At 59.6% G+C, this 23,590-nt stretch carries 24 protein-coding genes; 9 read left to right on the forward strand and 15 right to left on the reverse strand.

The window, feature by feature from the left end; genetic code table 11:
- Window position 1: 1 nt before the first annotated feature.
- Window positions 2-211, reverse strand: a complete 210-nt coding sequence (locus ACQY47_RS08320; protein WP_003219353.1) for a cold-shock protein — start codon at window positions 209-211, stop codon at window positions 2-4.
- Window positions 212-393: 182 nt separating this feature from the next.
- Between ACQY47_RS08320 and plsB the strand changes: the two genes are divergently transcribed.
- Genes plsB through ACQY47_RS08335 form a run of 3 tightly spaced genes read left to right on the forward strand, consistent with a single transcriptional unit; the run spans window position 394 to window position 4,079 of the window.
- Window positions 394-2,898, forward strand: a complete 2,505-nt coding sequence (plsB, locus tag ACQY47_RS08325; RefSeq protein ID WP_186616809.1) for a glycerol-3-phosphate 1-O-acyltransferase PlsB — start codon at window positions 394-396, stop codon at window positions 2,896-2,898.
- A gap of 51 nt (window positions 2,899-2,949) precedes the next feature.
- A complete protein-coding gene (locus tag ACQY47_RS08330; protein WP_236460205.1) occupies window positions 2,950-3,351 on the forward strand; it encodes a YbaY family lipoprotein in 402 nt (133 codons plus the stop codon).
- Window positions 3,352-3,389: 38 nt separating this feature from the next.
- Window positions 3,390-4,079 (forward strand): DUF4197 domain-containing protein, encoded by a 690-nt coding sequence (locus ACQY47_RS08335; RefSeq protein ID WP_200433330.1) that lies wholly within the window; start codon window positions 3,390-3,392, stop codon window positions 4,077-4,079.
- Between the two features lie 503 nt (window positions 4,080-4,582).
- On the opposite strand, the gene ACQY47_RS08340 is transcribed toward ACQY47_RS08335, so the two are convergent.
- Both ACQY47_RS08340 and ACQY47_RS08345 read right to left on the reverse strand, forming a co-directional pair.
- Window positions 4,583-5,176 carry a LysE family translocator gene (locus tag ACQY47_RS08340; RefSeq protein WP_428556879.1) on the reverse strand — a complete coding sequence of 198 codons (594 nt, stop codon included), beginning with the start codon at window positions 5,174-5,176 and terminating at the stop codon, window positions 4,583-4,585.
- Between the two features lie 51 nt (window positions 5,177-5,227).
- Window positions 5,228-5,842 carry a LysE family translocator gene (locus ACQY47_RS08345; protein WP_428556881.1) on the reverse strand — a complete coding sequence of 205 codons (615 nt, stop codon included), beginning with the start codon at window positions 5,840-5,842 and terminating at the stop codon, window positions 5,228-5,230.
- A gap of 194 nt (window positions 5,843-6,036) precedes the next feature.
- On the opposite strand from ACQY47_RS08345, the gene ACQY47_RS08350 reads away from it, so the two are divergent.
- Window positions 6,037-6,627: an Lrp/AsnC family transcriptional regulator gene (locus ACQY47_RS08350; RefSeq protein WP_428556883.1), complete on the forward strand. Its 591-nt coding sequence runs from the start codon at window positions 6,037-6,039 to the stop codon at window positions 6,625-6,627.
- Between the two features lie 105 nt (window positions 6,628-6,732).
- Here the strand turns inward: ACQY47_RS08350 and ACQY47_RS08355 are convergent, their stop codons facing one another.
- Window positions 6,733-9,798, reverse strand: a complete 3,066-nt coding sequence (locus tag ACQY47_RS08355; protein ID WP_428556885.1) for an efflux RND transporter permease subunit — start codon at window positions 9,796-9,798, stop codon at window positions 6,733-6,735.
- Between the two features lie 6 nt (window positions 9,799-9,804).
- Window positions 9,805-10,905: an efflux RND transporter periplasmic adaptor subunit gene (locus ACQY47_RS08360; RefSeq protein ID WP_395600198.1), complete on the reverse strand. Its 1,101-nt coding sequence runs from the start codon at window positions 10,903-10,905 to the stop codon at window positions 9,805-9,807.
- A 93-nt stretch (window positions 10,906-10,998) separates the two neighbouring features.
- On the opposite strand from ACQY47_RS08360, the gene ACQY47_RS08365 reads away from it, so the two are divergent.
- Entirely contained in the window at window positions 10,999-11,634 is a 636-nt protein-coding gene (locus ACQY47_RS08365) for a TetR/AcrR family transcriptional regulator (protein WP_017137119.1), read from the forward strand.
- A gap of 122 nt (window positions 11,635-11,756) precedes the next feature.
- Here the strand turns inward: ACQY47_RS08365 and ACQY47_RS08370 are convergent, their stop codons facing one another.
- Window positions 11,757-12,539, reverse strand: a complete 783-nt coding sequence (locus ACQY47_RS08370; protein ID WP_017137118.1) for a class I SAM-dependent methyltransferase — start codon at window positions 12,537-12,539, stop codon at window positions 11,757-11,759.
- Between the two features lie 96 nt (window positions 12,540-12,635).
- Here ACQY47_RS08370 and ACQY47_RS08375 point away from each other — a divergent pair, with 96 nt between their 5' ends.
- Entirely contained in the window at window positions 12,636-13,256 is a 621-nt protein-coding gene (locus ACQY47_RS08375; protein WP_428556888.1) for an energy transducer TonB, read from the forward strand.
- 1 nt (window position 13,257) lies between these two features.
- Here ACQY47_RS08375 and ACQY47_RS08380 read toward each other — a convergent pair whose 3' ends face one another.
- The 6 genes from ACQY47_RS08380 to ppc all read right to left on the reverse strand — a co-directional run bounded on the left by ACQY47_RS08380 (window position 13,258) and on the right by ppc (window position 19,859).
- Entirely contained in the window at window positions 13,258-14,085 is an 828-nt protein-coding gene (locus ACQY47_RS08380) for an isocitrate lyase/PEP mutase family protein (RefSeq protein ID WP_428556890.1), read from the reverse strand.
- A 27-nt stretch (window positions 14,086-14,112) separates the two neighbouring features.
- On the reverse strand, window positions 14,113-14,973 hold the full coding sequence (locus ACQY47_RS08385) for a DUF72 domain-containing protein (RefSeq protein WP_099548543.1): 861 nt from the start codon (window positions 14,971-14,973) through the stop codon (window positions 14,113-14,115).
- Window positions 14,973-15,275 carry a hypothetical protein gene (locus ACQY47_RS08390; RefSeq protein ID WP_017137114.1) on the reverse strand — a complete coding sequence of 101 codons (303 nt, stop codon included), beginning with the start codon at window positions 15,273-15,275 and terminating at the stop codon, window positions 14,973-14,975. Before ACQY47_RS08390 ends, ACQY47_RS08385 begins: the two co-directional genes overlap by 1 nt.
- 254 nt (window positions 15,276-15,529) lie before the next feature.
- Window positions 15,530-16,213 (reverse strand): tRNA (adenosine(37)-N6)-threonylcarbamoyltransferase complex dimerization subunit type 1 TsaB, encoded by a 684-nt coding sequence (tsaB, locus tag ACQY47_RS08395; RefSeq protein ID WP_285683006.1) that lies wholly within the window; start codon window positions 16,211-16,213, stop codon window positions 15,530-15,532.
- Window positions 16,214-16,303: 90 nt separating this feature from the next.
- The gene (gene adk, locus ACQY47_RS08400; protein WP_428556893.1) at window positions 16,304-16,951 is read right to left on the reverse strand and encodes an adenylate kinase; all 648 of its coding nucleotides are present in this window, start codon (window positions 16,949-16,951) and stop codon (window positions 16,304-16,306) included.
- A gap of 280 nt (window positions 16,952-17,231) precedes the next feature.
- Window positions 17,232-19,859, reverse strand: a complete 2,628-nt coding sequence (ppc, locus tag ACQY47_RS08405; protein ID WP_176991290.1) for a phosphoenolpyruvate carboxylase — start codon at window positions 19,857-19,859, stop codon at window positions 17,232-17,234.
- 184 nt (window positions 19,860-20,043) lie between these two features.
- Between ppc and ACQY47_RS08410 the strand changes: the two genes are divergently transcribed.
- The 3 genes from ACQY47_RS08410 to ACQY47_RS08420 all read left to right on the forward strand — a co-directional run bounded on the left by ACQY47_RS08410 (window position 20,044) and on the right by ACQY47_RS08420 (window position 21,937).
- Entirely contained in the window at window positions 20,044-20,388 is a 345-nt protein-coding gene (locus ACQY47_RS08410) for a pilin assembly protein (protein ID WP_099548541.1), read from the forward strand.
- A 282-nt stretch (window positions 20,389-20,670) separates the two neighbouring features.
- Window positions 20,671-21,096 (forward strand): DUF4398 domain-containing protein, encoded by a 426-nt coding sequence (locus tag ACQY47_RS08415; protein WP_017137109.1) that lies wholly within the window; start codon window positions 20,671-20,673, stop codon window positions 21,094-21,096.
- A 55-nt stretch (window positions 21,097-21,151) separates the two neighbouring features.
- Complete coding sequence (locus tag ACQY47_RS08420) at window positions 21,152-21,937, forward strand: OmpA family protein (protein ID WP_017137108.1); 786 nt, start codon at window positions 21,152-21,154, stop codon at window positions 21,935-21,937.
- Window positions 21,938-21,988: 51 nt separating this feature from the next.
- Here ACQY47_RS08420 and ACQY47_RS08425 read toward each other — a convergent pair whose 3' ends face one another.
- The 3 genes from ACQY47_RS08425 to ACQY47_RS08435 all read right to left on the reverse strand — a co-directional run bounded on the left by ACQY47_RS08425 (window position 21,989) and on the right by ACQY47_RS08435 (window position 23,509).
- Window positions 21,989-22,162 (reverse strand): hypothetical protein, encoded by a 174-nt coding sequence (locus tag ACQY47_RS08425; RefSeq protein ID WP_157786501.1) that lies wholly within the window; start codon window positions 22,160-22,162, stop codon window positions 21,989-21,991.
- Between the two features lie 118 nt (window positions 22,163-22,280).
- Window positions 22,281-22,607 (reverse strand): hypothetical protein, encoded by a 327-nt coding sequence (locus ACQY47_RS08430; RefSeq protein ID WP_017137106.1) that lies wholly within the window; start codon window positions 22,605-22,607, stop codon window positions 22,281-22,283.
- On the reverse strand, window positions 22,604-23,509 hold the full coding sequence (locus ACQY47_RS08435) for an alpha/beta hydrolase (protein WP_428556897.1): 906 nt from the start codon (window positions 23,507-23,509) through the stop codon (window positions 22,604-22,606). The genes ACQY47_RS08430 and ACQY47_RS08435 overlap by 4 nt, the downstream gene beginning before the upstream one ends.
- Between the last annotated feature and the right edge of the window lie 81 nt (window positions 23,510-23,590).

Below are 23,590 nucleotides of genomic sequence, written 5' to 3' on the forward strand. Positions count from 1 at the left end.
GTTACAGACCCACCACATCCTCAGCCTGCAAGCCCTTCTCGCCGGTCACCACGGCGTATTCCACCTGCTGGCCCTCGGCCAATGAGCGGTGGCCCTCACCGCGAATGGCGCGGTAGTGCACAAACACATCCTTGCCGTCTTCACGCTGGATAAAGCCATAGCCCTTTGCATCGTTGAACCACTTCACATTGCCGGTTTCACGCGTTGCCATCTGTCTTACTCCCACATGCATTTTTATTGTTGAGTCGCTCGCATTGAACTGCCGAGTATAAGACAGGCTCAAAAACGATCAACTCAAGTTTACATCGCTGCTTTTTTGCCGATTTTCGGCGAATACGGCACACTACCCACCCGAGCACCTGCTCGGTTTTTTCCACTTGAAGCAGCACGCCTATGACCCGCTCCCCGTTCCGCCGTCTGGTGTTTGGCACCTTGCGCCGACTGTTGTACCTCTGGGTTCGCTCGGAGACGATCAATCAGTCGTCCCTAACCCTTAACCTGGACCGCAGCCGGCCGGTGTTTTACGTCCTGCAATCGCCCTCTCTCACCGAATTGGCGGTGGTCGACAAGGAATGCACCAAGGCCGGCCTGCCGCGCCCGGTGCTGCCGGTGTCGGTGGGTTCGTTGATCGAACCCGCCGCGTTCTTCTACCTCACGCCCGAACCCGACTGGCTCGGCCGCCAGGACAAGCGCGGCGCGCCGCCAACCCTGACCCGCCTGGTCAACACCCTGACCGAGCACGCCGAAGAGAATGCACAAATCATTCCGGTCAGCGTGTTCTGGGGGCAGTCGCCCGAAAGCGAGTCCAGCCCGTGGAAACTGCTGTTTGCCGACAGCTGGGCCGTCACCGGCCGCCTGCGCCGCTTGTTGAGCATCCTGATCCTGGGCCGCAAGACCCGTGTGCAATTCTCCGCGCCTATCAACCTGCGTGAATTGATCGAGCACAATAAAGGCCACGAACGCACCGTGCGCATGGCCCAGCGCATCCTGCGTGTGCACTTTCGTAACCTGAAGACTGCGGTGATCGGCCCCGACCTGTCTCACCGCCGTAACCTGGTCAAAGGCCTGGTCAACATGCCGCTGGTGCGCCAGGCCATCGCCGATGAAGCCGAGCGCGAGAAAATCACCCCGGAAAAAGCCAAGGCCCAGGCCCTGCGCTACGGCAACGAGATCGCTTCGGACTACACCTACACCGCGATTCGCTTTCTGGAAGTGGTATTGAGCTGGTTCTGGAACAAGATCTACGACGGCATCAAGGTCAACAATATCGAAGGTGTGCAAAAGGTTGCCCAGGGTTACGAGGTGATCTACGTGCCTTGCCACCGCAGCCACATCGACTACCTGCTGCTTTCGTACCTGCTGTTCAAAAACGGCCTGACCCCGCCGCACATTGCCGCCGGCATCAACCTGAACATGCCGGTGATCGGCAGCCTGTTGCGCCGTGGCGGTGCATTTTTCATGCGCCGCACCTTCAAGGGCAACCCGCTGTACACCTCGGTGTTCAACGAGTACCTGCACACCCTGTTCACCAAGGGCTTCCCGGTAGAGTACTTCGTCGAAGGCGGACGCTCGCGCACCGGGCGCATGCTGCAACCGAAAACCGGGATGCTGGCGATCACCTTGCGCAGCTTCTTGCGCTCCTCACGCATGCCGATCGTGTTCGTGCCGGTGTATATCGGCTATGAACGCGTGCTCGAAGGCCGTACCTACCTGGGCGAGTTGCGCGGTGCGAGCAAGAAGAAAGAATCGATCTTCGATATTTTCAAAGTGGTCGGCGCGCTCAAGCAGCGCTTTGGTCAGGTCGCGGTCAACTTCGGCGAGCCGATCAAGCTGGCCGAGTTCCTCGACGCCGAGCAGCCGGACTGGCGTGCCCAAGAGCTGGGCCCGAACTACAAACCGGCGTGGCTCAACGAAACCACCAACCGCCTCGGCGAACAGGTGGCACGCCACCTCAACGAAGCCGCAGCGGTCAACCCGGTAAACCTGGTGGCCCTGGCGCTGCTTTCGACCACACGCCTGGCCCTGGATGAACAGGCCATGGCCCGCCAGTTGGACCTGTACCTGGCACTGCTACGCCGTGTGCCCTACTCGCCGCACACCACCTTGCCGGAAGGCGATGGGCTGGCGCTGATCAAACACGTCAAGGACATGAACCTGCTCTCGGAGCAGAGTGACGCCCTGGGCAAAATTGTGTATCTGGATGAGCAGAACGCCGTCCTGATGACCTATTACCGCAACAACGTGCTGCATATTTTTGCCCTGCCGGCGCTGCTGGCGAGCTTCTTCCAGAGCAGCTCGCGCATGAGCCGCGAGCAGATCCTGCGCTTTACTCGCGCGCTCTACCCTTACCTGCAATCGGAGTTGTTTATCCGCTGGTCGCTGGAAGAGTTGGACGCCGTCGTCGACCAATGGCTGGAAGCCTTTGTCGAGCAAGGCCTGCTGCGTTTTGAAAACAACGTGTACCTGCGCCCGGCCCCGAGTTCGCGGCACTTTGTGCTGCTGACGCTGTTGTCCAAGAGCATCGCCCAGACCCTGCAACGCTTCTACATGGCGATCTCGCTGCTGCTTAACAGCGGCCAGAACAGCATCAGCGCCGAAGAGCTGGAAGACCTGTGCACGATCATGGCCCAGCGCCTGTCGATCCTGCATGGCCTGAACGCGCCGGAGTTCTTCGACAAGAGTCTTTTCCGACATTTTATCCAGACATTGCTGGAGCAAGATGTGCTGCGCCGCGACGAGGCCGGGAAATTGAGTTACCACGACCTGCTGGGTGAGCTGGCGGAAGGCGCGGCCAAACGCGTGCTGCCTGCCGAGATTCGTCTGTCGATTCGCCAGGTGGCCTTGCATCGCGTCGACGGCGCAGTTGAAGCGCCTGTGGAACCGGCAGAAAGCCGCTAGATTGACTGAGGCGCCGGGCTGTTTCCGGCGCCGTTGAAAAGGAGCTGTACCATGAAAAAGATCATCCTCCTGGGCCTTACCGCCCTGCTCGGAGCCTGCCAATCCATGACCCCAGCCCCCAAGGCCAGCCTCGACGGCGAAGTGTTCTACCTGCAACGCATCGCCTTGCCGCCCGCGGCCACCCTGAGCGTCAGCCTGCAGGACGTGTCGCTGATGGACGCGCCGGCGGTGACCCTGGCCGAACAGAAAGGCCCGGTCAAAGGCCAGGTGCCGCTGCCGTTTCACCTGAGTTACGACCCGGCCCAGGTCAAACCCGGCCACACTTACTCGGTGAGCGCTCGCATCGAGCTGGACGGCAAGCTACTGTTTATTACCACCGAACGCCACGCGGTGCAGCTCGACGGCAAGGACGAACAGCCACTGCGTCTGCGCGTTGATGCTGTCGCACACTGACCTTTCCAGACCATAAGCCCGAACATAAGGAAGCGCTCATGCTCCGTAACTCTCTTCGCCTCACTGCCCTGTGTGCCGGCTTGCTGCTCGGTGCCAACGCCATGGCCCTGGACCTTGGCAGCCTGTCCCAGGGCGACGCCAGCGGCGGTCTCAAAGACGCTCTGACCCAAGGCGCCCAGATCGCCGTGAAACAACTGGGCGTGCCCGGTGGCTTCAGCAACAACCCCGAAGTGAAGATCGGCTTGCCAGGCAAACTCGGCAAAGTCGCCGACAAGCTGAAGATGTTCGGCATGGGTGACCAGGTCACGCAGCTGGAAACCAGCATGAACAAGGCCGCCGAAACGGCCGTGACCCAGGCGCAACCGATCCTGGTCAATGCCGTCAAAAACATGAGCGTGACTGACGCCAAGGGCATTCTCAGCGGTGGCCAGGACTCGGCAACGCAGTACTTGAACAAAAGCAGCCGTGAGCAGATTCGCGCCAAGTTCCTGCCGATCGTCAAGGCCGCTACCGACAAGGTTGGGGTTGCGCAACAGTACAACGCCCTGGCTGGCAAGGCGGCAGCATTTGGCGCAGTGGATGCCAAAAGTGCCAACGTTGAAAACTACGTGACCGAACAGGCGCTGGACGGCTTGTTCAAGATGATCGCGCAGCAGGAAGAAACCATTCGCAAAAACCCGGCGGCCGCGGCCACCAGCCTGGCCAAGAAGGTGTTTGGCGCGCTGTAAGCTCCGAACACGCTGGACCTACTGCGCCAAGGCCGCTTACCACGGGCCTTGGCGCAGTTGTTTCAGGCAAAGCCCATTAACGATTCAGCGTAAAAAGCGGATAGGTAGGCCTGTAGGGTGACGGCTCGTGGAACGTGTGCTGCTGTGGATACGGCCTGCCATGGTTGGTCTGGGTTGGATAGGTATGGCCCACGTTCGGCCGGACTGTATGAGGACGATGTTGTTGATGATGGTGGTGATCGTTTGTTGCGTGCCCTGACCTATACCCCGTTCCAAAATCATTGCGCGGTACATTATTGCCCAGCAAGGCACCGAGAAACGCACCTTTGAAAGCAGCAATAGCATCTAAAAAAGCCATATAAAACTCCATAAACTCATTCAAAAAGGCCAGACTGCCGAATTGGCAAAGTCCAAACCTGTGCCTGTCCATCAGGCAATTCTGAGTGGAGTAAAAAAAACAAACGTTCCAAAGCCGCACACGCCTATTTGCATCAGCATGTGAATCAGTGAATCACCGCCCCTGCCAATCGCCCCATCATGATCGTGGCAAAACAACCAATGGCCACGGAGGCGATGCGGTTGATCTTCAAGGGGGTTAACCAGGCTTTCTGAACGCCTTCAAACCGGCTGCCCAGTACGATCCAGGCGGTGCCTACCGGTAGCACCACCATCGCCAGCAGGGTCATAAACCCGACATAGCCTGGCAGCGAAGTGAAGGTGCCGAGCGGCGCGATAAACGAAACAATCAGCAAGCCTTTGGGGTTCATCACCGTGAGCCAGAAAAAATGCAGGCTGGAAAATCGATCGTGGCTTGAATCGGCGATGCTGTAATGGCGTTGCCACAGCGCGTAAGACAATTTGAGCAGGTAGCAGGCAGCCGCCAGTTGCGTGGCTTTCACCGCCCATGGCGACCAGGCCGAGAGGTAAAACAACGCCACGCCCCAGACAGATACTTGCAGCAAATACGCCAGGCACTCTATCAATGCCATACGCCACGAAGCGGCAAACCCAAACAACACACCCGCGCGTAACAGCAGCGTGTTTGTCGGCCCAGGTACGACCAGTAACAACACCAGTGCAGAAACGGTCCCAAACATGAAGGTTCTCCTCGGTCGGAATGATCACGGGCCCTCCCACCGATAGCGCTACTACGTCAGCGTGAATGACCAGGCGACCGTCGCTACCATCAAAATCGCGAAGCTTACGTTAAGTCGTCGACTCCAAACGGGATGGATGAACAACTTGCGCATCCGGCTGCCTGCAAAAAGCCACAAAAAATCGAATACCACGCAAACCAATAAGCAAATAAGCGACTTTGTGCCCTGCTCCCAGGCGGGCGAAGTGCCCAAGGTGAAACTGCCCAGTAACGCTGCAAACGCGGCATACGCCTTGATATTTGCAACCCCCAGCACAAAACCGGCACCCCAGCCCGGCGTGACCACAGCTTGCTCATCCTGAATGGGCGGTGCCGTACCAATGCGGTAAGCCAACCAAAAAATATAAACAATGGAGATGACCGTCAGCGCCACCGCCAACCCGGGAAAGCTGTGCAAGACCACATACAGCCCAGAAACAACCAACGCCATGGCAATCACTAAACCCAGGGTGATCCCGACAAAAAACTGAAACGAGCGTTGCATGCCATACGCCGCGCCGCTGGCAGCCAGCGCCAGAGTCGCGGGGCCGGGGCTGGCCAGTAAGGCGATAGCTGCGAGGGTAAAGGTGAATATCGCCTGGTAAACACTTAGCGTGACATCAAACATGTGAAGCGCCTCGGTAGCTTTATTCAAAACTTAATGAAACCGCACCGCCTTGTAGTTGTAACTCAACGTTAGCACCCCTCACAACCACCACGCACTGGACCGCTTTGCACTTTCATACACCCATTCAATAAAATTTATAGCAAGTTAAAAACACTCACTCAAACACAGCCGCATCGCTTAGCCGGCGGTAACTTTTGAACGCAGCTGTAATTCGCACATTCAAGAATAAAAAAATAGATGGAAACCTTTTAAAAATCCATTCTTTTGTCAGGGATCTGTGGTATGTAAGATTTTCACGCTATTTCATCAATGTTCGTAAGGTTCATCTAATGAAAAGGCTTACAAAAAACGATCAGACACTCGATGCCATTGATCGCGCGCTGCTGGTCGCCCTGCATCAGAATGCCCGTGCCTCTATCCGCGCGCTCAGCCGGCAGGTGGGATTGTCCGCTCCTGGTTGCAGTGAGCGTCTCAAACGCCTGGAAGTGGCAGGGGTTATAAGTGGGTTCAGCGTAGAGTTGGACGCACAGGCACTGGGGTTTGCGCTGCAGGCACTGGTGCGGGTAAAACCGCTGACGGGAAATTTTCAAACAGTGGAGCAGCTACTGTCAGACATGCCTGAATGTATTGTCTGTTACAAGATCACCGGGGAAGACAGTTTCGTCTGCCATCTGTACACACATTCCGTTAACCACCTTGATCAAACCTTGCAAAAAATAACGCCGTTGGCCGACACCAACACCTCCATTATAAAAACCGTCGAGAAGAAACTGCCAATATTCTAAATAAACAAGTGGGAGACATTCAGGCTTAAACAGCAGTTATCGAATTTCAGGCTTTTCCCACACCCGTCAATACTATCGATACGCCTTCACGCCTCCCGTTATGAACTAGTGCGCCTCCTTCTTAATGCGAAACCATGCCGCATACAGGGCTGGCAAGAACAATAACGTCAACGCGGTCGCCACAATCAACCCGCCCATGATTGCCACCGCCATCGGCCCGAAGAACACGCTGCGCGACAGCGGAATCATTGCCAATACCGCCGCAAGCGCCGTCAGCACAATCGGGCGAAAGCGTCGGACGGTGGCTTCGATGATCGCCTGCCAGGGTGCGAGCCCGGCCTTGATGTCTTGTTCAATCTGGTCCACCAGGATCACCGAGTTACGCATGATCATGCCCGACAGCGCGATGGTGCCGAGCATGGCGACAAAGCCGAAGGGCTGGCGGAACACCAGCAGGAACAAGGTCACGCCGATCAAGCCCAGCGGCGCCGTCAGAAACACCATTGCAGTGCGTGAGAAACTGCGCAGTTGCAGCATCAGCAAGGTCAGCACTACCACGATAAACAGCGGCACGCCGGCCTTGACCGAGTTCTGGCCACGGGCCGAATCCTCGACGGTGCCGCCCACTTCGAGCAGGTAGCCGTCCGGCAGTTCGGCGCGCACGCCTTCCAGGGTCGGCAGGATCTGCTGGACCAAGGTTGCCGGTTGTTCCTTGCCGTAGATATCGGCACGCACGGTCACCGTCGGCAGGCGATTGCGGTGCCAGATGATGCCTTCTTCAAAGCCATATTCGAGGGTCGCAATCTGCGACAGCGCTACGCTTTTGCCGTTGTCGGTCGGCACCGCCAGGCTCGGCAGCAGCGACAACTCGGTACGTTCATGCACGGTGCCGCGCAGCAGGATCTCGATCAACTCGTTGTCCTCGCGGTACTGGCTGACGCTGGAGCCGGTCAAGGAACTTTGCAGGAACTTCGACAGGTTGGCAGTGCTGACGCCCAGCGCACGGGCACGGTCCTGGTCGATATTCAGGTAAACGATCTTGCTCGGTTCCTCCCAGTCCAGGTGCACGTTGACCACGTGGGTATTTTCGCGAACCTTGGCCGCGACCTTGCGCGCCAGGGCACGGACTTCTTCGATGTGCTCGCCGGTCACGCGAAACTGCACCGGGTAGCCCACGGGCGGGCCGTTTTCCAGGCGCGTGACGCGTGAACGCAGGTCGGGGAATTGTTCGTTAAGGGTCTCGATCAGCCAGGTGCGCAGGCTCTCGCGTTCCTCGATGGTTTTGGCCAGTACCACAAACTGCGCAAAGCTAGCGGCCGGCAGTTGTTGGTCCAGCGGCAGGTAGAAGCGCGGCGAACCGGTGCCCACATAGGCCACATAGTTGTCGATACCGGCATGTTCCTTGAGCAAGGCTTCCAGGCGCTTGACCTGGTCGGCGGTGTTGCTCAGCGAAGCACCTTCAGCCAGTTTCAGGTCGACCATCAACTCCAGTCGGCCGGAGGCCGGGAAGAACTGCTGTGGCACAAAACGGAACAGCGCCACCGAGCCGATAAACAACAACAAGGTCAACACGATCACGGTTTTGCGCCGACGCACACACCATTCGACCAAGCGTCTTACACGTTGATAGAACGGCGTGCCGTAGGGATCAGGCCCATCGGTGCCGTGTTTGGTCGCATGAATCTTCGCCAGGTCCGGCAGGAGCTTTTCCCCCAGGTACGGCACAAACACCACCGCCGCAACCCACGAGGCCAGCAGGGCAATGGTCACCACCTGGAAAATCGAACGGGTGTATTCACCGGTACTCGATTGCGCGGTGGCAATCGGCAGGAAACCTGCGGCGGTGATCAATGTGCCGGTGAGCATCGGGAACGCGGTGCTGGTCCAGGCAAAACTCGCGGCCTTGAGCCGGTCGTAGCCCTGCTCCATTTTGATCGCCATCATTTCCACGGCGATGATCGCATCGTCCACCAACAAGCCCAGGGCCAACACCAAGGCACCGAGGGAGATTTTGTGCAGGCCGATGCCCAGGTAATACATGGTCGCAAAAGTCATCGCCAGTACCAGCGGAATCGCCAGGGCGACCACCATGCCGGTGCGTACACCAAGGGAGAAGAAACTCACCAGCAGCACGATGGCCAAGGCTTCAGCCAATACTTGGACGAATTCGCCGACGCTGGTTTTCACCGCGGCCGGTTGGTCCGAGACCTTGCGCAGTTCCATGCCTGCCGGAAGGTTCTTCTGCAGGCGTGCGAATTCGCCTTCAAGGGCCTTGCCCAGTACCAGAATGTCGCCGCCGTCACGCATCGCCACGGCCAGGCCGATGGCGTCCGCGCCCATATAGCGCATGCGCGGCGCCGGTGGGTCGTTGAAGCCGCGATGGATCTGCGCCACGTCACCGATGCGGAAGGTGCGGTCACCGACGCGGATCGGGAAGTTACGGATCTCATCGACCGTTTTGAAGTTACCCGAGACGCGCAGTTGCACGCGTTCCGTCGGGGTTTCAAAGAAACCGGCGGTGGAGACGGCGTTCTGCTCCTGCAGTGCCTGCTGCACTGCAGCCAATGGCAGGCCGAGGGTGGCGAGCTTGAGGTTGGACAGTTCGATCCAGATCTTCTCGTCCTGCAGGCCCAGTAACTCGACCTTGCCCACATCCGGCACGCGTTGCAGTTGAATCTGGATGCGGTCGGCGTAGTCCTTGAGCACCGCGTAGTCAAAACCGTCACCGGTCAGGGCGTAGATATTGCCGAAGGTGGTGCCGAATTCATCGTTGAAAAACGGCCCCTGGATATCCGGCGGCAAGGTCTGGCGAATATCGCTGATCTTCTTGCGCACCTGATACCACAGCTCCGGGATTTGCGCCGAGTGCATCGAATCGCGGGCCATGAAGGTGACCTGCGACTCACCGGGCCGTGAGAACGAGACAATGCGCTCGTACTCGCCCGTCTCCATCAGCTTCTTCTCGATACGTTCGGTGACTTGGCGCGAAACTTCCTGGGCCGTGGCGCCCGGCCAGTTGGTCTTGATGACCATGGCCTTGAAGGTAAACGGCGGGTCTTCACTTTGCCCCAGCTTGGTGTAGGACAACGTGCCGACCACTGCCAGCAGGATCATCAGGAACAGTACGATCTGGCGATTACGCAACGCCCATTCGGAAAGATTGAAACCCATCGGGGACTACTCCTTGGCCGCCAGATTCACTACTCGGTTGGCGCGATCCACCGGGCGCACTTGCTGGCCCTCATGGAGCACATGCACACCCGCCGCGATCACCCAATCGGTGGGGGCCAAGCCTTCGAGCACCGGCACGGTTTTTTCACCGAAAGCACCGATGCGCACCGGCGTTCGTTTGAGCGTGTTGTCCGGCTGTACCCGCCAGACGTAGGACGCACCGTTCTCCGCGCTCAGGGCCGACAGCGGCACTGACAGTGGGACGATGCCATCAGCCTGGATGAAGACGCGGGCGCTCTGGCCCAGCTCGGCGGGGACTTTGCCGCCGGTGAAGGCAACGCGCGCAGCGAAGGTGCGGGATTTTGGGTCGGCTGCCGGTGAGAGCTCACGAATGCGCCCGGCAAAACGTTGGTCGGGCTGGCTCCACAACTCCACCGATACCGGTTGGCCGATCTTGAAGCGGCCAAAGCCTTGCTCGGGCAGGCTGATCAACACTTCGCGCTCGCCATCGGTGGCCAGGGTAAACACCGTTTGGCCGGCGGACACCACTTGGCCGACTTCAACCGCACGCTTGGCCACTACACCGTCCTGGGGCGCACGCAGCACGGCATAGCCGGCCTGGTTGCTCGATACGTCGAACTCGGCCTTGATCTGCTTAAGACGCGCTTCACCGGATCGGTAGAGGTTTTCGGAATTGTCGTACTGCGAGCGGCTGACCATCTGACGGTCCATCAGGGTCTTGTAGCGGTCGCGTTCGGCGCGCACCAGGCTCAGGTTGGCTTCGGCGGCGGCAACCTGGGCGCGGGTGGCTTCCAGTTGCAGGCGCACGTCCTGTGGGTCGAGCTCTGCCAATGGCTGGTTGGCCTTGACCCGCTCGCCCTCCTCCACCAGGCGCTTACTGACTTTGCCGCCGATGCGAAAGGCCAGGTCCGGCTCATAACGGGCGCGTACTTCCCCCGGAAAACTGTCCATCGCCAGCGCCGACGGCTGCGGTTGCACCACCATGGCCGGGCGGATGGTGGTTTGGGCCGCTTCTTCATGACCGCAGGCGGTCAACAGGAAGATCAGGCTGACAGGCAACGCAAGGGGCAGGAAAGTACTGCGCATGCTGAAGGACCTTTCGCAAATGGAGCTAGGAATAATTATACTGGCCGGTATGTTATTAATACCAAACTCACCAGTCCAGTATTAAAGGTGAAAATGTCCGACAATCCTGTAAACACCAATAGCCCCGGGCGTCCCAAGGACATGGCAAAACGCCAGGCAATCCTCGAAGCAGCCAAAATCCTGTTTTTGAGCAATGGCTACGCCAGCACCAGCATGGATGCCGTGGCCCTTGAGGCCGGCGTGTCAAAACTGACGGTCTACAGCCACTTCACGGATAAAGAGACCTTGTTCACCGCCGCCGTCGTGGCCAAGTGCGAGGAGCAGTTGCCGGTGATGTATTTCGAGTTGCCCGAGGGCATGCCGGTGCACACCGTGCTGCTGAACATCGCGCGCGGCTTTCATCGGCTGATCAACAGCGAAGAATCGGTGAACCTGCACCGTCTGATGATGACCACCGGCAACCAGGACGTGAAACTCTCGCAGATCTTCTTTGAAGCCGGGCCTATGCGCATGCTGCAAGGCATGGAGCGCCTGCTCAGCCGCATTGACCAGAGCGGCGCCTTGAGCATCGACAAACCATTTACGGCGGCTGAGCACTTCTTTTGCCTGCTCAAGGGCACGGCAAATTTTTGCTTGTTGTATGGGTGTGGCGGGCAGCTGAGTGAAGAAGCTGCCGAAGCGCATGTGCAGGAGGTGGTGGGGTTGTTTATGCGGGCGTATCGGCCTTGAGGGTTTGAGCTGCCTGATCGGGCACTATCGCAGGCAAGCCAGCTCCCACCTTTGACTGTGTTTGCAAATCAAAAGGTGGGAGCTGGCTTGCCTGCGATGAGGCCCGAAAGAACAACAATGATTCAGGACTTGAGCGCTTTCTTTGGATAGATGTCATACCGGCTGGACTTGCCATCCAACGCATGGCTCGGTTTGGGCCCGTCAATGCACGGCGCCTTGCGCGGGCGCTTGACCACCACGCGGTGGCTGGCCAACGCCAAAGCGGCAGCGAGTAAGGCCGGTGCGTCCGGATCATCGCCCACTAAGGGGCGAAACAGGCGCATTTCCTTCTTCACCAGCGCCGTTTTCTCACGGTGCGGGAACATCGGGTCCAGGTAGATCACCTGCGGCGGCTCGCCCTCCCAGTTGCGCATCACCTCGATCGAGTTGCCCTTGAGCAACTGCATGCGCGCCACAATCGGCGCCACTTCAAAGTCGTCCGCACCACGGGCCAGGCCGTCTTCGAGCAAGGCGCCGATCAACGGCTGACGCTCGATCAGGCTCATCTCGCAGCCCAGGCTGGCGAGTACGAACGCGTCCTTGCCCAAGCCCGCCGTAGCGTCCAGCACCCGTGGACGCACGCCTTGGGCAACACCGACCGCCTTGGCGATCATCTGCCCACTGCCACCGCCGTAGAGACGCCGATGCGCCGCGCCGCCTTCGACGAAGTCCACGCGCACCGGCCCCGGCGCGTCAGGCCCGAGCTGTTGCAGTTGCAGGCCGTGTTCCCCGACTTGCAGGGAAAAGTCCGCCTCCTCCAGCTGTAAAGGCAGGCCAAGCTGCGCGGCCCAGTGCTCGGCGCGGGCCTTGAAACCGTCGGCCAAAGCCTCGACCCGAATGCGGCTGGCCGCTGGTTGTTCGCTCATCAATCGCTACGCTCAAAAATATTAAGGATCGGCAAACAACGGCCGATAAAAACAACAGTCAGGTATTTTGCCAGAGCTGAGCGTCGACCGAGAAAAATGTCAGACATTCTTCCCCTAACCATCGGTGTACTGCCGACCCACAACCACTACGGCCTGCGCAATACTCAAGCGCTGGCTGGGGTGAGCCATGTGTGGCAGGACTTCTTCGCCCGTGCGTTGGCCGAGCAGCTTGGCGATACGCCGGGTGCGCTGGCGGCCAAAGCCCCGGCGCCGAGGGACCCGGCGGTAGAACCCAGCGAAGGCGCCGACCTGTTGTCACAGATCCTCACCCAGCGTGAATGCGACGTACACGACACCGAGGTCGCCCCGCCGGAGCCGCTGTTCCTGCCCATCGCCGAATTTGAAACCGAGCTGCTGCCGCCGCCTGCCACGCCGTTCCCGGCAGAAGAAATCATCGCACAGCAGCGCCAGCAAAACTTCGAAAGCGGCTGGGTCCGCCCGATTGTGCTCAATGCCGGCAACCCGCCGCCTGAGCCTGGCCCGGCGCCGCAGCCCCAGCCGCTGCACCTGCCGATTGCCGAATTCGAACTGGACCTGCTGCCACCGCCTGCCACGCCTTACCCGGCCGAGGAGCTGGAGGCGCAACAGAAGGCGCTGGACTTCGATTATCACTGGGCGCGCCCGCTGGTCCTCAACAACCTGCGCCTGGCGGCCTGATTCAGTCTTTGAAAAAACCGTTGGCCTGGCTGAACGGCATCTTGCGTTCAGTGAAGGTAAAAGTGCCCAGCTCATACACCTCCTGCGCCGCCCGATAGAACTCGCCATACGCCGCCAGCGCCATGGCTGAGCCTACACTGATGCGGCGCACGCCCATTTCGCTCAACTGCGCCACGCTCAGGTTCAAACCACCGGACATCAGTACATTTACCGGTTTGGGCGCCACCGCCTTGACCACCGCGAGCACTTCTTCGGCACTGCGCAAGGCGGGAGCGTAGAGCACGTCCGCCCCGGCTTCGGCGTAGGCTTGCAGGCGGCGAATAGTGTCAGGCAAATCCAGGCGCCCATGCAGGAGGTTTTCTGCACGGGCGGTGAGCGTAAAGGCAAATGGCAAGCTGCGGGCAGCGGCGACGGCGGCTTCCACGCGCTCCACCGACAGGTCAAACGGATAGATCGGGTCGACCGCAATGCCTGTGGCGTCTTCGATAGAGGCACCCACAATACCGCTGGCCGCGGCGCGCAGGATGGTCTGGGCGCAGCCTTCGGGGGTGTCGCTGAAGCCGTTCTCCAGATCAGCCGCTACCGGCAGCGCAGTGGCCTGCACAATCGCCGAGGCATTGGCCAAGGTGTCTTCAAGCGATAATGCGCCTTCCGCATCCGGGCGCCCGAGGCTGAACGCATAGCCCGCACTGGTCGTGGCCAACGCCTCGAAACCCAGGCTGGCGAGCATGATGGCGGAGCCGGCATCCCACGGGTTGGGCATCACGAATGCGCGGTCACGCTCATGCAAGGCCTTGAAGGTTTCGGCGCGAAGGGTTTGGGCATCCATGGCTGACTCCTGTCGGAAAAAGGAGCCCTAGAGTAACCCCAGTTGCTCCGCTGCGGGTTCCCGATGCAAGGTTGGCAGCGCTGGCAAACCCGGCAAACGCAGCATCAACTGTTGGTGAAAGCGCAGCGCCAGTTGCGCGGCGAGGCGGTTATCCGAGGTGTGCAGGAACACATATGGCGTGCGCCCCTCTTCGATCCAGCCAGCAATTTTTTCTACCCACGGGACCAGGAACGGGTCATTGGCTTCCAGTTCCGGATGGCCGATGAAGCGCACCTGGGGAAATTGAGTCAGCGCCGCCGGCCGTGTTGGCACCTTGGGCTTTTTCGATTGGGCGTGCAGCACGGCCGCCGACGTTGAAGTGCAGCTGAACAGCGCACGTGGATCGAGGCAAATACGCTCCACACCACGGTCGCGCAACAGCCGGTTGAGCCTGCGCTCGGCATCGCCCTTGGCGAAGAACTCAGGGTGACGCACTTCCACGGCCAGCGGGCGTTCCAGGCCGTCAATGAAACCCGCCAGTTCGCCCAGGCGTTGCGGCGAAAAGCTCGCCGACAATTGCAACCACAGCGGCGAAACCCGCTCGCCCAAAGGGCTCATCAAGCCGACAAAACTTTCCGCTGCCGGCAATTGCTCGCGCAAGTCGCCGCCGTGGCTGATATCTCCGGGGAATTTGGCGGTGAAACGAAAACCCTCAGGCATGATTTCAGCCCAGCGCTGCACCGTGGCGGCCGAGGGGCGGGCATAAAAGGTGGTGTTGCCTTCAACGGCGTTAAAGACCTGGGAATACAGGGCAAGGTAGTCGCTGGAACGGGCATCGGCCGGGTACAGGTACTCGCGCCAGGCGTTTTCACTCCAGGACGGGCAGCCGATGTAGTAAGGCAGGCGCATCAGATGTGGATGTCGAGACCCAGCACTTCCATATCCCATTCGACAAAGCCGGCGGTGGTCAGGTAGCTGGCCAGCGCGGTGGCGACGCTTTTGCTCATGGAACGGGGGAAGACCATGTCTTGCTGACGGGCAGGAAGGCCACTGATGCGTGCAGCGCCAGAACCTTGGGCACTGGGTTGCGACTCTGACTGAACCTCGATGAAGTCCGGCGAATCTTCGACGGACTCGTCTACCGTGACGTTCGCCTTGCGCGGCTTACGCTTGAGTGGGTAGGACTGTGAGGAAAAGCCGTCTATACGCATACATGCAGACTCGGTATCAATGATGGCAATTTAGCGGCACTTTCCGTAGCGCGCAAATGCTCTGGTGATAACTAGAACACATAATTTGTAAAAGGTTTACAAACCGAGGCAAATTCTGACGATTGGGGATTTTTGCCGGTGCGCTGCACTAAATGTGGCGAGGGAGCTTGCTCCCGCTGGACTGCGCAGCAGTCCCGATCTATTAACAGCGGGGCCGCTTCGCGGCCCGACGGGAGCAAGCTCCCTCGCCACCGTTAAAGGCCGCGCTCAGCCTTGGTTTGCGCAACTTTATCGCGCAGGTAAACCGGTGCAGCCTGGTCAGCAGGAATCGCTTCGCCGCGCTCAAAAGCGAAACGTGCGAGGGTCAGCAAGTCTTCGGCATGCGGCAACATTGTTGCATCTTGGCCAGCCAGCTTTACGTCGATGCGCTCACCGTAACCCCAGCCAGTGCCGGCGCCGAACCACTCGCCGCTGGCATCAGCAGGCAACACCGACGATTCCGGAGGCTGTACGGCTTCCACGCCCACTAGACGCATTTCGCCAGCGGTTTCGCGGTAGCAGCCCCAATACACTTCATCCATGCGCGCATCAATCGCAGCCGCCACCTGCGTGGCACCGTGTTCACGCAATGCACGCTGGGCCAATACCGCAAGGTTGGACACCGGCAACACCGGGCGCTCCAGCGCAAAGGCCAGGCCTTGCACTACGCCGATGGCGATACGCACGCCGGTAAAGGCGCCCGGGCCACGCCCGAAAGCAATCGCGTCCACGGCAGACAGCGTGGTGCCCGCCTCTTCCAGCAGTTGCTTGATCATCGGCAACAGCTTCTGCGCATGCAGACGCGGGATCACCTCGTAGTGGCTCGTTACCTTGCCATCGTGCAGCAAGGCGACGGAGCAAGCTTCAGTCGCGGTGTCCAGGGCCAGCAGGGTGCTCATCGGTGTAGGTGTCCAAGTCGAAAAAAAGTGCGCCAGTATAAACAACAACGGCCCGCAAGCGGGCCGTTGTACGCAAAGCCGATCGAAGGATCAGCTCAGTGCTTCAAGCACCTTGGCAGTGATGGATTCTACCGAACCCACGCCAGGGATGTGGCTGTACTTCGGCTTGCCTTGGGCAGCCGAAAGCTTCTGGTAGAAATCCACCAGCGGCTTGGTCTGCGAATGGTAGACCGACAGGCGATGGCGCACGGTTTCTTCGGTGTCGTCCTTACGCTGTACCAGGTCTTCACCGGTCACATCGTCTTTACCTTCAACCTTTGGCGGATTGTAGACGATGTGGTACACGCGGCCCGAGCCTTCGTGAACGCGACGGCCCGCAATACGCTGAACGATTTCTTCGTCTTCAACTGCGATTTCAACCACAGCGTCCAGCTCAACGCCGGCTTTCACCAAGGCTTCTGCCTGGGGAATGGTGCGTGGGAAACCGTCGAACAGGAAACCGTTCTCGCAGTCTTCCTGGCTGATGCGTTCCTTGACCAGGTTGATGATCAGGTCATCGGAGACCAGGCCGCCGCTGTCCATTACGCTCTTGGCGATCAGGCCCAGCTCGGTGCCGGCCTTGACGGCGGCACGCAGCATGTCACCGGTGGAGATTTGTGGAATGCCGAATTTTTCAGTGATGAACTTTGCCTGAGTACCTTTACCGGCCCCGGGAGCTCCCAGCAGAATGACGCGCATCGATGTGCTCCTCAATTTTTTATAGAGATGACGCTCGGATTCGCCGCGTGGGGCCAATCTCGTAAAAATGTGGGTCCTGGCCGATCAAACGGCCAAAGGCTGATCAAGATACACAGCGGGCTCTATCCATACAAGCCGCCAAAAGTCGCAAGAACCGCGCCCGCCATGCAGTCATAGGTAGGGTGTGCCTGAGTGCAACCCCGCCTCCTAAACGCCGACCGCCCGTTTCCGGGCGGCCGTCGTTGTTTATCTGCAAGCCATTGAGAACACGCAGAAAACCTCAGCCAGTGTTGCGCAAACCGGCGGCAATACCGGCTACAGACACCAGCAGCGCCTGTTCCAGAGGGCTGTCCTGCGCCGCCTCCTGCTGTCGCGAGCGTGCCAGTAATTCGGCCTGCAACAGGTGCAGCGGGTCGAGGTAAGTGTTGCGCAAGCGAATGAACTCAAGCGTGTCCGGGCTATGGGCCAGCAGTTGCGACTGGCCGGTCAGGCCAAGTACCACGTCGCACGCCTGCGACAATAGGTCGCGTAAGTGCGCACCCAATGGCAGCAAGTCCGGCTGCACCAAACGCTCGTCATACAGCCGCGCAATATCGGCATCTGCCTTGGCCAGCACCATTTCCAGCATATCAATGCGGGTGCGAAAGAACGGCCATTGCTCGCGCATCTGGCCGAGCAACTCACCTTCGCCACGCTCCAGCGCCTTGCTTAATGCCGCTTCCCAACCAAGCCAGGCGGGCAGCATCAGGCGGGTTTGGGTCCAGCCGAAGATCCACGGAATCGCGCGCAGGCTCTCGATACCGCCCGCACGGCGCTTGGCCGGGCGACTGCCCAATGGCAAGCGGCCCAACTCCTGCTCGGGTGTGGACTGGCGGAAGTATTCGACGAACTGCGGATTTTCCCGCACCACGGCGCGGTAAGCACTGACACCGTCTGCTGCCAATTCATCCATCAGATGCCGCCAGGCCGGCTCAGGTGGCGGCGGTGGCAGCAGCGTGGCTTCGAGCACGGCAGCCAGATAAAGGTTGAGGTTCTGCTCGGCAATGTCCGGCAGGCCGAACTTGAAGCGGATCATCTCGCCTTGTTCGGTCGTACGGAAACGCCCCGCCACCGAGCCTGGCGGCTGCGACAGGATCGCCGCATGCGCCGGGCCGCCGCCACGGCCAACGGTGCCGCCGCGACCATGGAACAACAGCAACTCCACCTGTTGCTCGCGGCAGATATCCACCAGCCGTTCCTGCGCCCGGTACTGTGCCCAGGCAGCGGCGGTGGTGCCGGCATCCTTGGCCGAGTCCGAATAGCCGATCATCACTTCCTGCGGGCCTTGCAAGCGCGCGCGATAACCCGGCAATTGCAGCAGACGCTCCATCACCGGCCCGGCGTTATCCAGGTCGGCCAGGGTTTCAAACAGCGGCACCACGCGCATCGGCCGTTGCACGCCCGACTCTTTAAGCAACAGTTGCACGGCCAGCACATCCGACGCGGCACCCGCCATGGAAATGACATAAGAACCGAGTGATGCTGCCGGTGCGGCGGCGACTTCCTTGCAGGTGTTCAACACTTCGGCGGTGTCTGCCGACGGTTTGAAATAACCCGGCAGCAGCGGCCGGCGATTGGTCAGCTCTTTGCTCAGGAAGCTGATGCGCGCTTCTTCGTCCCAGTCTTCATAACGGCCCAAGCCCAGGTAATCAGTGATTTCGGTCATGGCCGCCGAGTGACGGCTGGAATCCTGACGCACGTCCAGGCGCACCAGGAACAAGCCGAAGGTCACGGCACGGCGCAGGCAGTCGAGCAACGGGCCATCAGCGATCACGCCCATGCCGCACTCATGCAGCGACTGGTAGCACAGCTCCAACGGGTCGAGCAGGTCGCGGTTGTTTTGCAACACATCGGCAGGCGCAGGCGTGCTGGCGGTCAGTGAGGTATGCGCCCATTGGCGCGTGGCGCGCAGGCGTTCGCGCAGTTGCTTGAGCAAGGCACGGTAAGGTTCGACGCTATCACCGACCTTGGCCTGCAATGCAGGGCTGGCCTGCTGCATCGACAGCTCAGAGGCCAGATGATCGACATCTCGCAGGTACAGATCCGCCGCCATCCAGCGCGCCAGCAGCAACACTTCGCGGGTGACCGGCGCGGTGACATTCGGGTTGCCGTCACGGTCGCCGCCCATCCACGAAGCAAAGCGGATCGGCGCCGCCTCAAGTGGCAGGCGCAGGCCGGTGGCGGCGTGCAAGGCCTGGTCGGCCTTGCGCAAATAATTGGGAATGGCATGCCACAGCGAATGCTCGATCACCGCAAAGCCCCACTTGGCTTCGTCTACCGGCGTGGGCCGGATGCGGCGGATCTCTTCGGTGTGCCAGGCTTCGGCGATCAGCCGCTGCAAGCGCTGTCGGATCTGCTCGCGCTCGGCGCTGGTGAGGTCGCGGTGATCCTGCAACGCCAGTTGTGCGGCAATCGCATCGTATTTCTGGATCAAGGTGCGGCGCGCCACTTCGGTCGGGTGGGCGGTGAGCACCAGCTCAATCTCCAGGCGCGCCAACTGACGGGCCAGGGACTCATTGCTGTGACCTTCGCTTTGCAGGCGCGCCAGCAACTCCGGTAATACGCGAGACTCGAAGGGCGCTGGTTGCGATTCATCGCGCCGATGGATCAGTTGGTACTGCTCGGCGATATTGGCCAGGTTGAGAAACTGGTTGAAGGCCCGGGCCACGGGCAGCAATTCATCTTCCTGTAACTGATTGAGGCGGGTGCTCAGCTCATCGCCAGCACCTCGCCTGTCAGCCTTGGCGCCTTTGCGGATCTGCTCGATCTTGTCGAGAAAAGCATCGCCGTACTGTTCTCGAATGGTGTTGCCCAGCAGCTCACCCAGCAGGTGAACATCCTCACGCAAGCGTGCATCGATATCACTCATCAGCCAATCTCCAGCCAGAAATCCGGGACGCGCAGGCCTTCCAGAGTGCCGCCCGCGTCAGTTTCTGACAAGACACTTTAAACCTTGCGACTTGCAGCTAGTCTCAACAGTGAGTCGTCGTGTTACCCACGCAGGCGACTGGACACCCATCACCGCCTGCCATCGCGGGCTTATTGAGGTTGCCATGAAAATTCGAGAACTGGCCCAACATTGGGAAGAGAACGCCAAGGGTCGCCTGACCAAAACCGAGTACGCGATCCACTTGGACGTCGAGTCCGCAGCGCGCCTGGCCGCTATCGCCGAGATGTACCCCAAGCGCAGCACCGAAGAATTGCTCGGTGAACTGATCGGCGCGGCCCTTGAAGAGCTGGAAGCGAGCTTCCCCTACATCAAGGGCCAGCATGTGATCGCCACCGATGAAGAGGGTGACCCACTGTACGAGGACGTCGGCCCGACGCCGCGCTTTCTGACTCTGTCACGCCGCTATCTGCATGATTTATCAGCCACCGCCGATAAACAGCAACACTGACAAACCTTCGACACCCCCCGTTTAACCCCTGTATTCCGGGCCTCACAGAGGCTCGGAGTACCTCTGCGCAACGCGAAAGTTCAAACTTTTAAACGCTGACCAAACAGTCAGATATTTTTTTAGGCAAATCGCCATCTCCGCTGAACTTTTGAAAAAACGCTCCGGTCACAGCCAGTAAGCCATCACTTGGAACGGCCGTTTGAAAGGGCATTTGGTGCTTTACCGCCGGGCCTGCAACCGCCAACCAATGAAGTGGATTTTGATTTTTTCAGGAGTTATCCAATGGAGTTGAAGACGATGAAGACCAGCACTGCCAAATCCTCGTTTAACCATCTGCGCGGGCTGAAATTGGCCGCGCTGGCAATCGGCACCAGCTTCGTTCTGGCGGGCTGCGCCGGCAACCCTCCGACCGAGCAATACGCCGTGACCCAGTCCGCCGTAAACAGCGCAGTCAGCGCCGGCGGCACCGAGTACGCAGCGGTAGAAATGAAGTCGGCCCAGGACAAGCTCAAAGCTGCCGAACTGGCCATGCATGACAAAAACTACGACAAAGCGCGTCAACTGGCTGAGCAAGCCGAGTGGGATGCCCGAGTCGCAGAGCGCAAGGCCCAGGCTGCCAAGGCTGACCAGGCTGTGAAGGATTCCCAGAAAGCTGTGCAGGAACTGCGTCAGGAAGGCATGCGCCCGGCTGTTATCAAACAGCAATAAGCCGCCGCCACTGATTGCATTGCACCCGATATCGAATTGAAAGGACGACACGACTATGCGTAAACAATTGATGATCCCTGCCCTGCTGGCGATGAGCGTTGCTCTGGCGGCGTGCTCCACCCCGCCGAACCAGAACCTGGAAAACGCACGGACCAACTTCTCGGCCCTGCAATCCAACCCGCAAGCCACCAAGGTAGCGGCGCTGGAAACCAAGGACGCGCAGGATTGGCTGGACAAGGCTGACAAGGCCTACCGCGACAAGGAAGACGAGAAGAAGGTCGACCAACTGGCCTACCTGACCAACCAGCGTGTGGAAGTGGCCAAAGACACCATCTCGCTGCGTGAATCCGAAGCCAAGCTGAAAAACGCCGGCGACGAACGTGCCCGCGCCCTGCTGCAAGCCCGTGATGCACAGATCAAGCAACTGCAAGACAGCTTGAACGCCAAGCAGACTGATCGCGGCACTCTGGTGACCTTCGGTGACGTGCTGTTCGCCACCAACAAGTCCGACCTGAAATCCAGTGGCCTGGTGAACATCACCAAACTGGCTCAGTTCCTGCGCGACAACCCGGACCGTAAAGTGATCGTCGAAGGCTACACCGACAGCACCGGTTCGGACTCGTACAACCAGAGCCTGTCCGAGCGTCGTGCCGCTTCGGTACAACGTGCACTGGCTCAACAAGGCGTGGATATCTCGCGCATCGTGACCCAGGGTTACGGCAAGGAATACCCGGTTGCCGACAACGGCAGCGTTTCGGGCCGTGCCATGAACCGCCGCGTTGAAGTGACCATCTCCAACGACAACCAGCCAGTCAAGCCACGCTCTTCCGTTGCTAACTGATTGATTGACGCAGGATGAAAAAAACCACCGGAAACGGTGGTTTTTTTTGCTTCAGAATTGGATCTGACGGTTGCTGTCGTCGCCGCCCGCCAGCTCGAACTCCGTGCGCCGCCTGGTTTCGTCCTGCTCCTTTTGGGAAAGCTCTGCGTCCCACTCGCTGAACTCATCCAAACTTTGCTGCGCCCGGGCCATATCCAACATCCTGTCTATCGCAGCAATATTCACCGTAACTCTCCCTTGGCTGGCCATTCATAAGTTATCCATCAGCAGCGCTGACAAGCCCTTAAGTGGCATCCTACGGAATACGGTTCCAGATATTTCAGTATCGCTGCATTGAAGCGCTTTACTCTTGAAGTTGCGGGGTTTCCTGGCCCATGCAACGCACGGCTTGTTTCTTGTTATTGACCAGTACGCCGCTCAAGCCTTTCTGTTCGGTATCAAACATCACCAATACGCCATCAATGCATTGCGCCACCTGCGCAGCCGGAGTCAGCGAGACCTTGTAGTCCTCGCCCGGCACGGTCTTGAGCATGGTGAAGTCGCTGAGCAACAAGGCATCTTCCGGCTTGGCGAAGTGCAAGTAGCCGTAAAACCACAGGCAGCCGACGGTGCCGATGATGGTGCCGATGCCGGTGAGGATCAGCGGGATCATGTTGCGTTCTTCGCTCATTGCGGGCTCTCTGATGAATCAACTTTAGGAATAGGGTAATTCGGTATCTCGCCCAGGCGGCGCAGGCCATTGAAGTGCTGCGGGTCGTCCAGATAGCGCAGCATCACGGTTTGCCAGGTCTTGTCGGCGAAGGTCTGCACATGGCCGCCACGGGTCAACTGCAACACCCTCGGCGGCGGCGCGGCCTGATACAGGCGAATGCCGTTGGCCACCGGCACAATCGGATCATCCAGGCTATGGAACAGCAGCTTGGGCACGCCGGTAAGCTGGGGCATGGCATTGATCGCACTGTCGGCGTCGGGCACCAGCCACGACAGCGGCACCTGAAACGGCCATGTTAACCAGGAGGTGCTGAGGGCGAATTGTCCTACATCACGATAACTGGCGGGCACGCCGTCCAGGACCAGGGCCTTGAGCTGGGCTTGGCGCTGCGGGTGTGCCGCCAAGTAATGCACCGCCAGCGCACCGCCCAGGCTCTGGCCCAACACGATCAGCGGCTGGCCTTGGGTTTCGGGGGCCTTGTCGATCCAGCCGAATGCGGCATCGATGTCCTGATACACCGCCGGCAAGGACGGCTTGCCTTCAGACAGGCCATAACCGCGATAGTCCAGCAACAGCACTTGATAGCCCTGCTCCGGCAACCACCAGCTGCCACCCAGATGCCAGGCCAGGTTGCCGCCATTGCCGTGCAGGTGCAGCACCGTGCCTTTGAGCGGCACACCGGGTTTGGCCGGCAGCCACCAGGCATGCAGCTTTACGCCGTCGACGGTGGTGAGGGTGACGTCGCGATAGGCCAGGCGGGCTTTTTCCGGCGTGAACGGCAGGCCGGGTTCGGGGTAGAACAGCAGTGAGCTGCAGCCGTTTAAAGTGAGTAGCAGGCAAAGAATGCCGAGGATTCTCATCCGTTGAAGCCTCGCTGATAGGTTGTACTCATTTCTCAAGAACCAATGAGATCAAATGTGGGAGCTGGCTTGCCTGCGATA

The sequence above is a fragment of the Pseudomonas edaphica genome (assembly GCF_965277385.1).
Classification (GTDB): Bacteria; Pseudomonadota; Gammaproteobacteria; order Pseudomonadales; family Pseudomonadaceae; genus Aquipseudomonas; species Aquipseudomonas edaphica.

Excerpts from the sequence above, each read along its gene's own strand:
- ACQY47_RS08320 (WP_003219353.1), bottom strand. The coding sequence starts at position 211 with ATGGCAACGCGTGAAACCGGCAATGTGAAGTGGTTCAACGATGCAAAG.
- plsB (WP_186616809.1), top strand. The coding sequence starts at position 394 with ATGACCCGCTCCCCGTTCCGCCGTCTGGTGTTTGGCACCTTGCGCCGA.
- ACQY47_RS08330 (WP_236460205.1), top strand. The coding sequence starts at position 2,950 with ATGAAAAAGATCATCCTCCTGGGCCTTACCGCCCTGCTCGGAGCCTGC.
- ACQY47_RS08335 (WP_200433330.1), top strand. The coding sequence starts at position 3,390 with ATGCTCCGTAACTCTCTTCGCCTCACTGCCCTGTGTGCCGGCTTGCTG.
- ACQY47_RS08340 (WP_428556879.1), bottom strand. The coding sequence starts at position 5,176 with ATGTTTGGGACCGTTTCTGCACTGGTGTTGTTACTGGTCGTACCTGGG.
- ACQY47_RS08345 (WP_428556881.1), bottom strand. The coding sequence starts at position 5,842 with ATGTTTGATGTCACGCTAAGTGTTTACCAGGCGATATTCACCTTTACC.
- ACQY47_RS08355 (WP_428556885.1), bottom strand. The coding sequence starts at position 9,798 with ATGGGTTTCAATCTTTCCGAATGGGCGTTGCGTAATCGCCAGATCGTA.
- ACQY47_RS08360 (WP_395600198.1), bottom strand. The coding sequence starts at position 10,905 with ATGCGCAGTACTTTCCTGCCCCTTGCGTTGCCTGTCAGCCTGATCTTC.
- ACQY47_RS08365 (WP_017137119.1), top strand. The coding sequence starts at position 10,999 with ATGTCCGACAATCCTGTAAACACCAATAGCCCCGGGCGTCCCAAGGAC.
- ACQY47_RS08370 (WP_017137118.1), bottom strand. The coding sequence starts at position 12,539 with ATGAGCGAACAACCAGCGGCCAGCCGCATTCGGGTCGAGGCTTTGGCC.
- ACQY47_RS08375 (WP_428556888.1), top strand. The coding sequence starts at position 12,636 with ATGTCAGACATTCTTCCCCTAACCATCGGTGTACTGCCGACCCACAAC.
- ACQY47_RS08380 (WP_428556890.1), bottom strand. The coding sequence starts at position 14,085 with ATGGATGCCCAAACCCTTCGCGCCGAAACCTTCAAGGCCTTGCATGAG.
- ACQY47_RS08385 (WP_099548543.1), bottom strand. The coding sequence starts at position 14,973 with ATGCGCCTGCCTTACTACATCGGCTGCCCGTCCTGGAGTGAAAACGCC.
- ACQY47_RS08390 (WP_017137114.1), bottom strand. The coding sequence starts at position 15,275 with ATGCGTATAGACGGCTTTTCCTCACAGTCCTACCCACTCAAGCGTAAG.
- tsaB (WP_285683006.1), bottom strand. The coding sequence starts at position 16,213 with ATGAGCACCCTGCTGGCCCTGGACACCGCGACTGAAGCTTGCTCCGTC.
- adk (WP_428556893.1), bottom strand. The coding sequence starts at position 16,951 with ATGCGCGTCATTCTGCTGGGAGCTCCCGGGGCCGGTAAAGGTACTCAG.
- ppc (WP_176991290.1), bottom strand. The coding sequence starts at position 19,859 with ATGAGTGATATCGATGCACGCTTGCGTGAGGATGTTCACCTGCTGGGT.
- ACQY47_RS08410 (WP_099548541.1), top strand. The coding sequence starts at position 20,044 with ATGAAAATTCGAGAACTGGCCCAACATTGGGAAGAGAACGCCAAGGGT.
- ACQY47_RS08415 (WP_017137109.1), top strand. The coding sequence starts at position 20,671 with ATGGAGTTGAAGACGATGAAGACCAGCACTGCCAAATCCTCGTTTAAC.
- ACQY47_RS08420 (WP_017137108.1), top strand. The coding sequence starts at position 21,152 with ATGCGTAAACAATTGATGATCCCTGCCCTGCTGGCGATGAGCGTTGCT.
- ACQY47_RS08430 (WP_017137106.1), bottom strand. The coding sequence starts at position 22,607 with ATGAGCGAAGAACGCAACATGATCCCGCTGATCCTCACCGGCATCGGC.
- ACQY47_RS08435 (WP_428556897.1), bottom strand. The coding sequence starts at position 23,509 with ATGAGAATCCTCGGCATTCTTTGCCTGCTACTCACTTTAAACGGCTGC.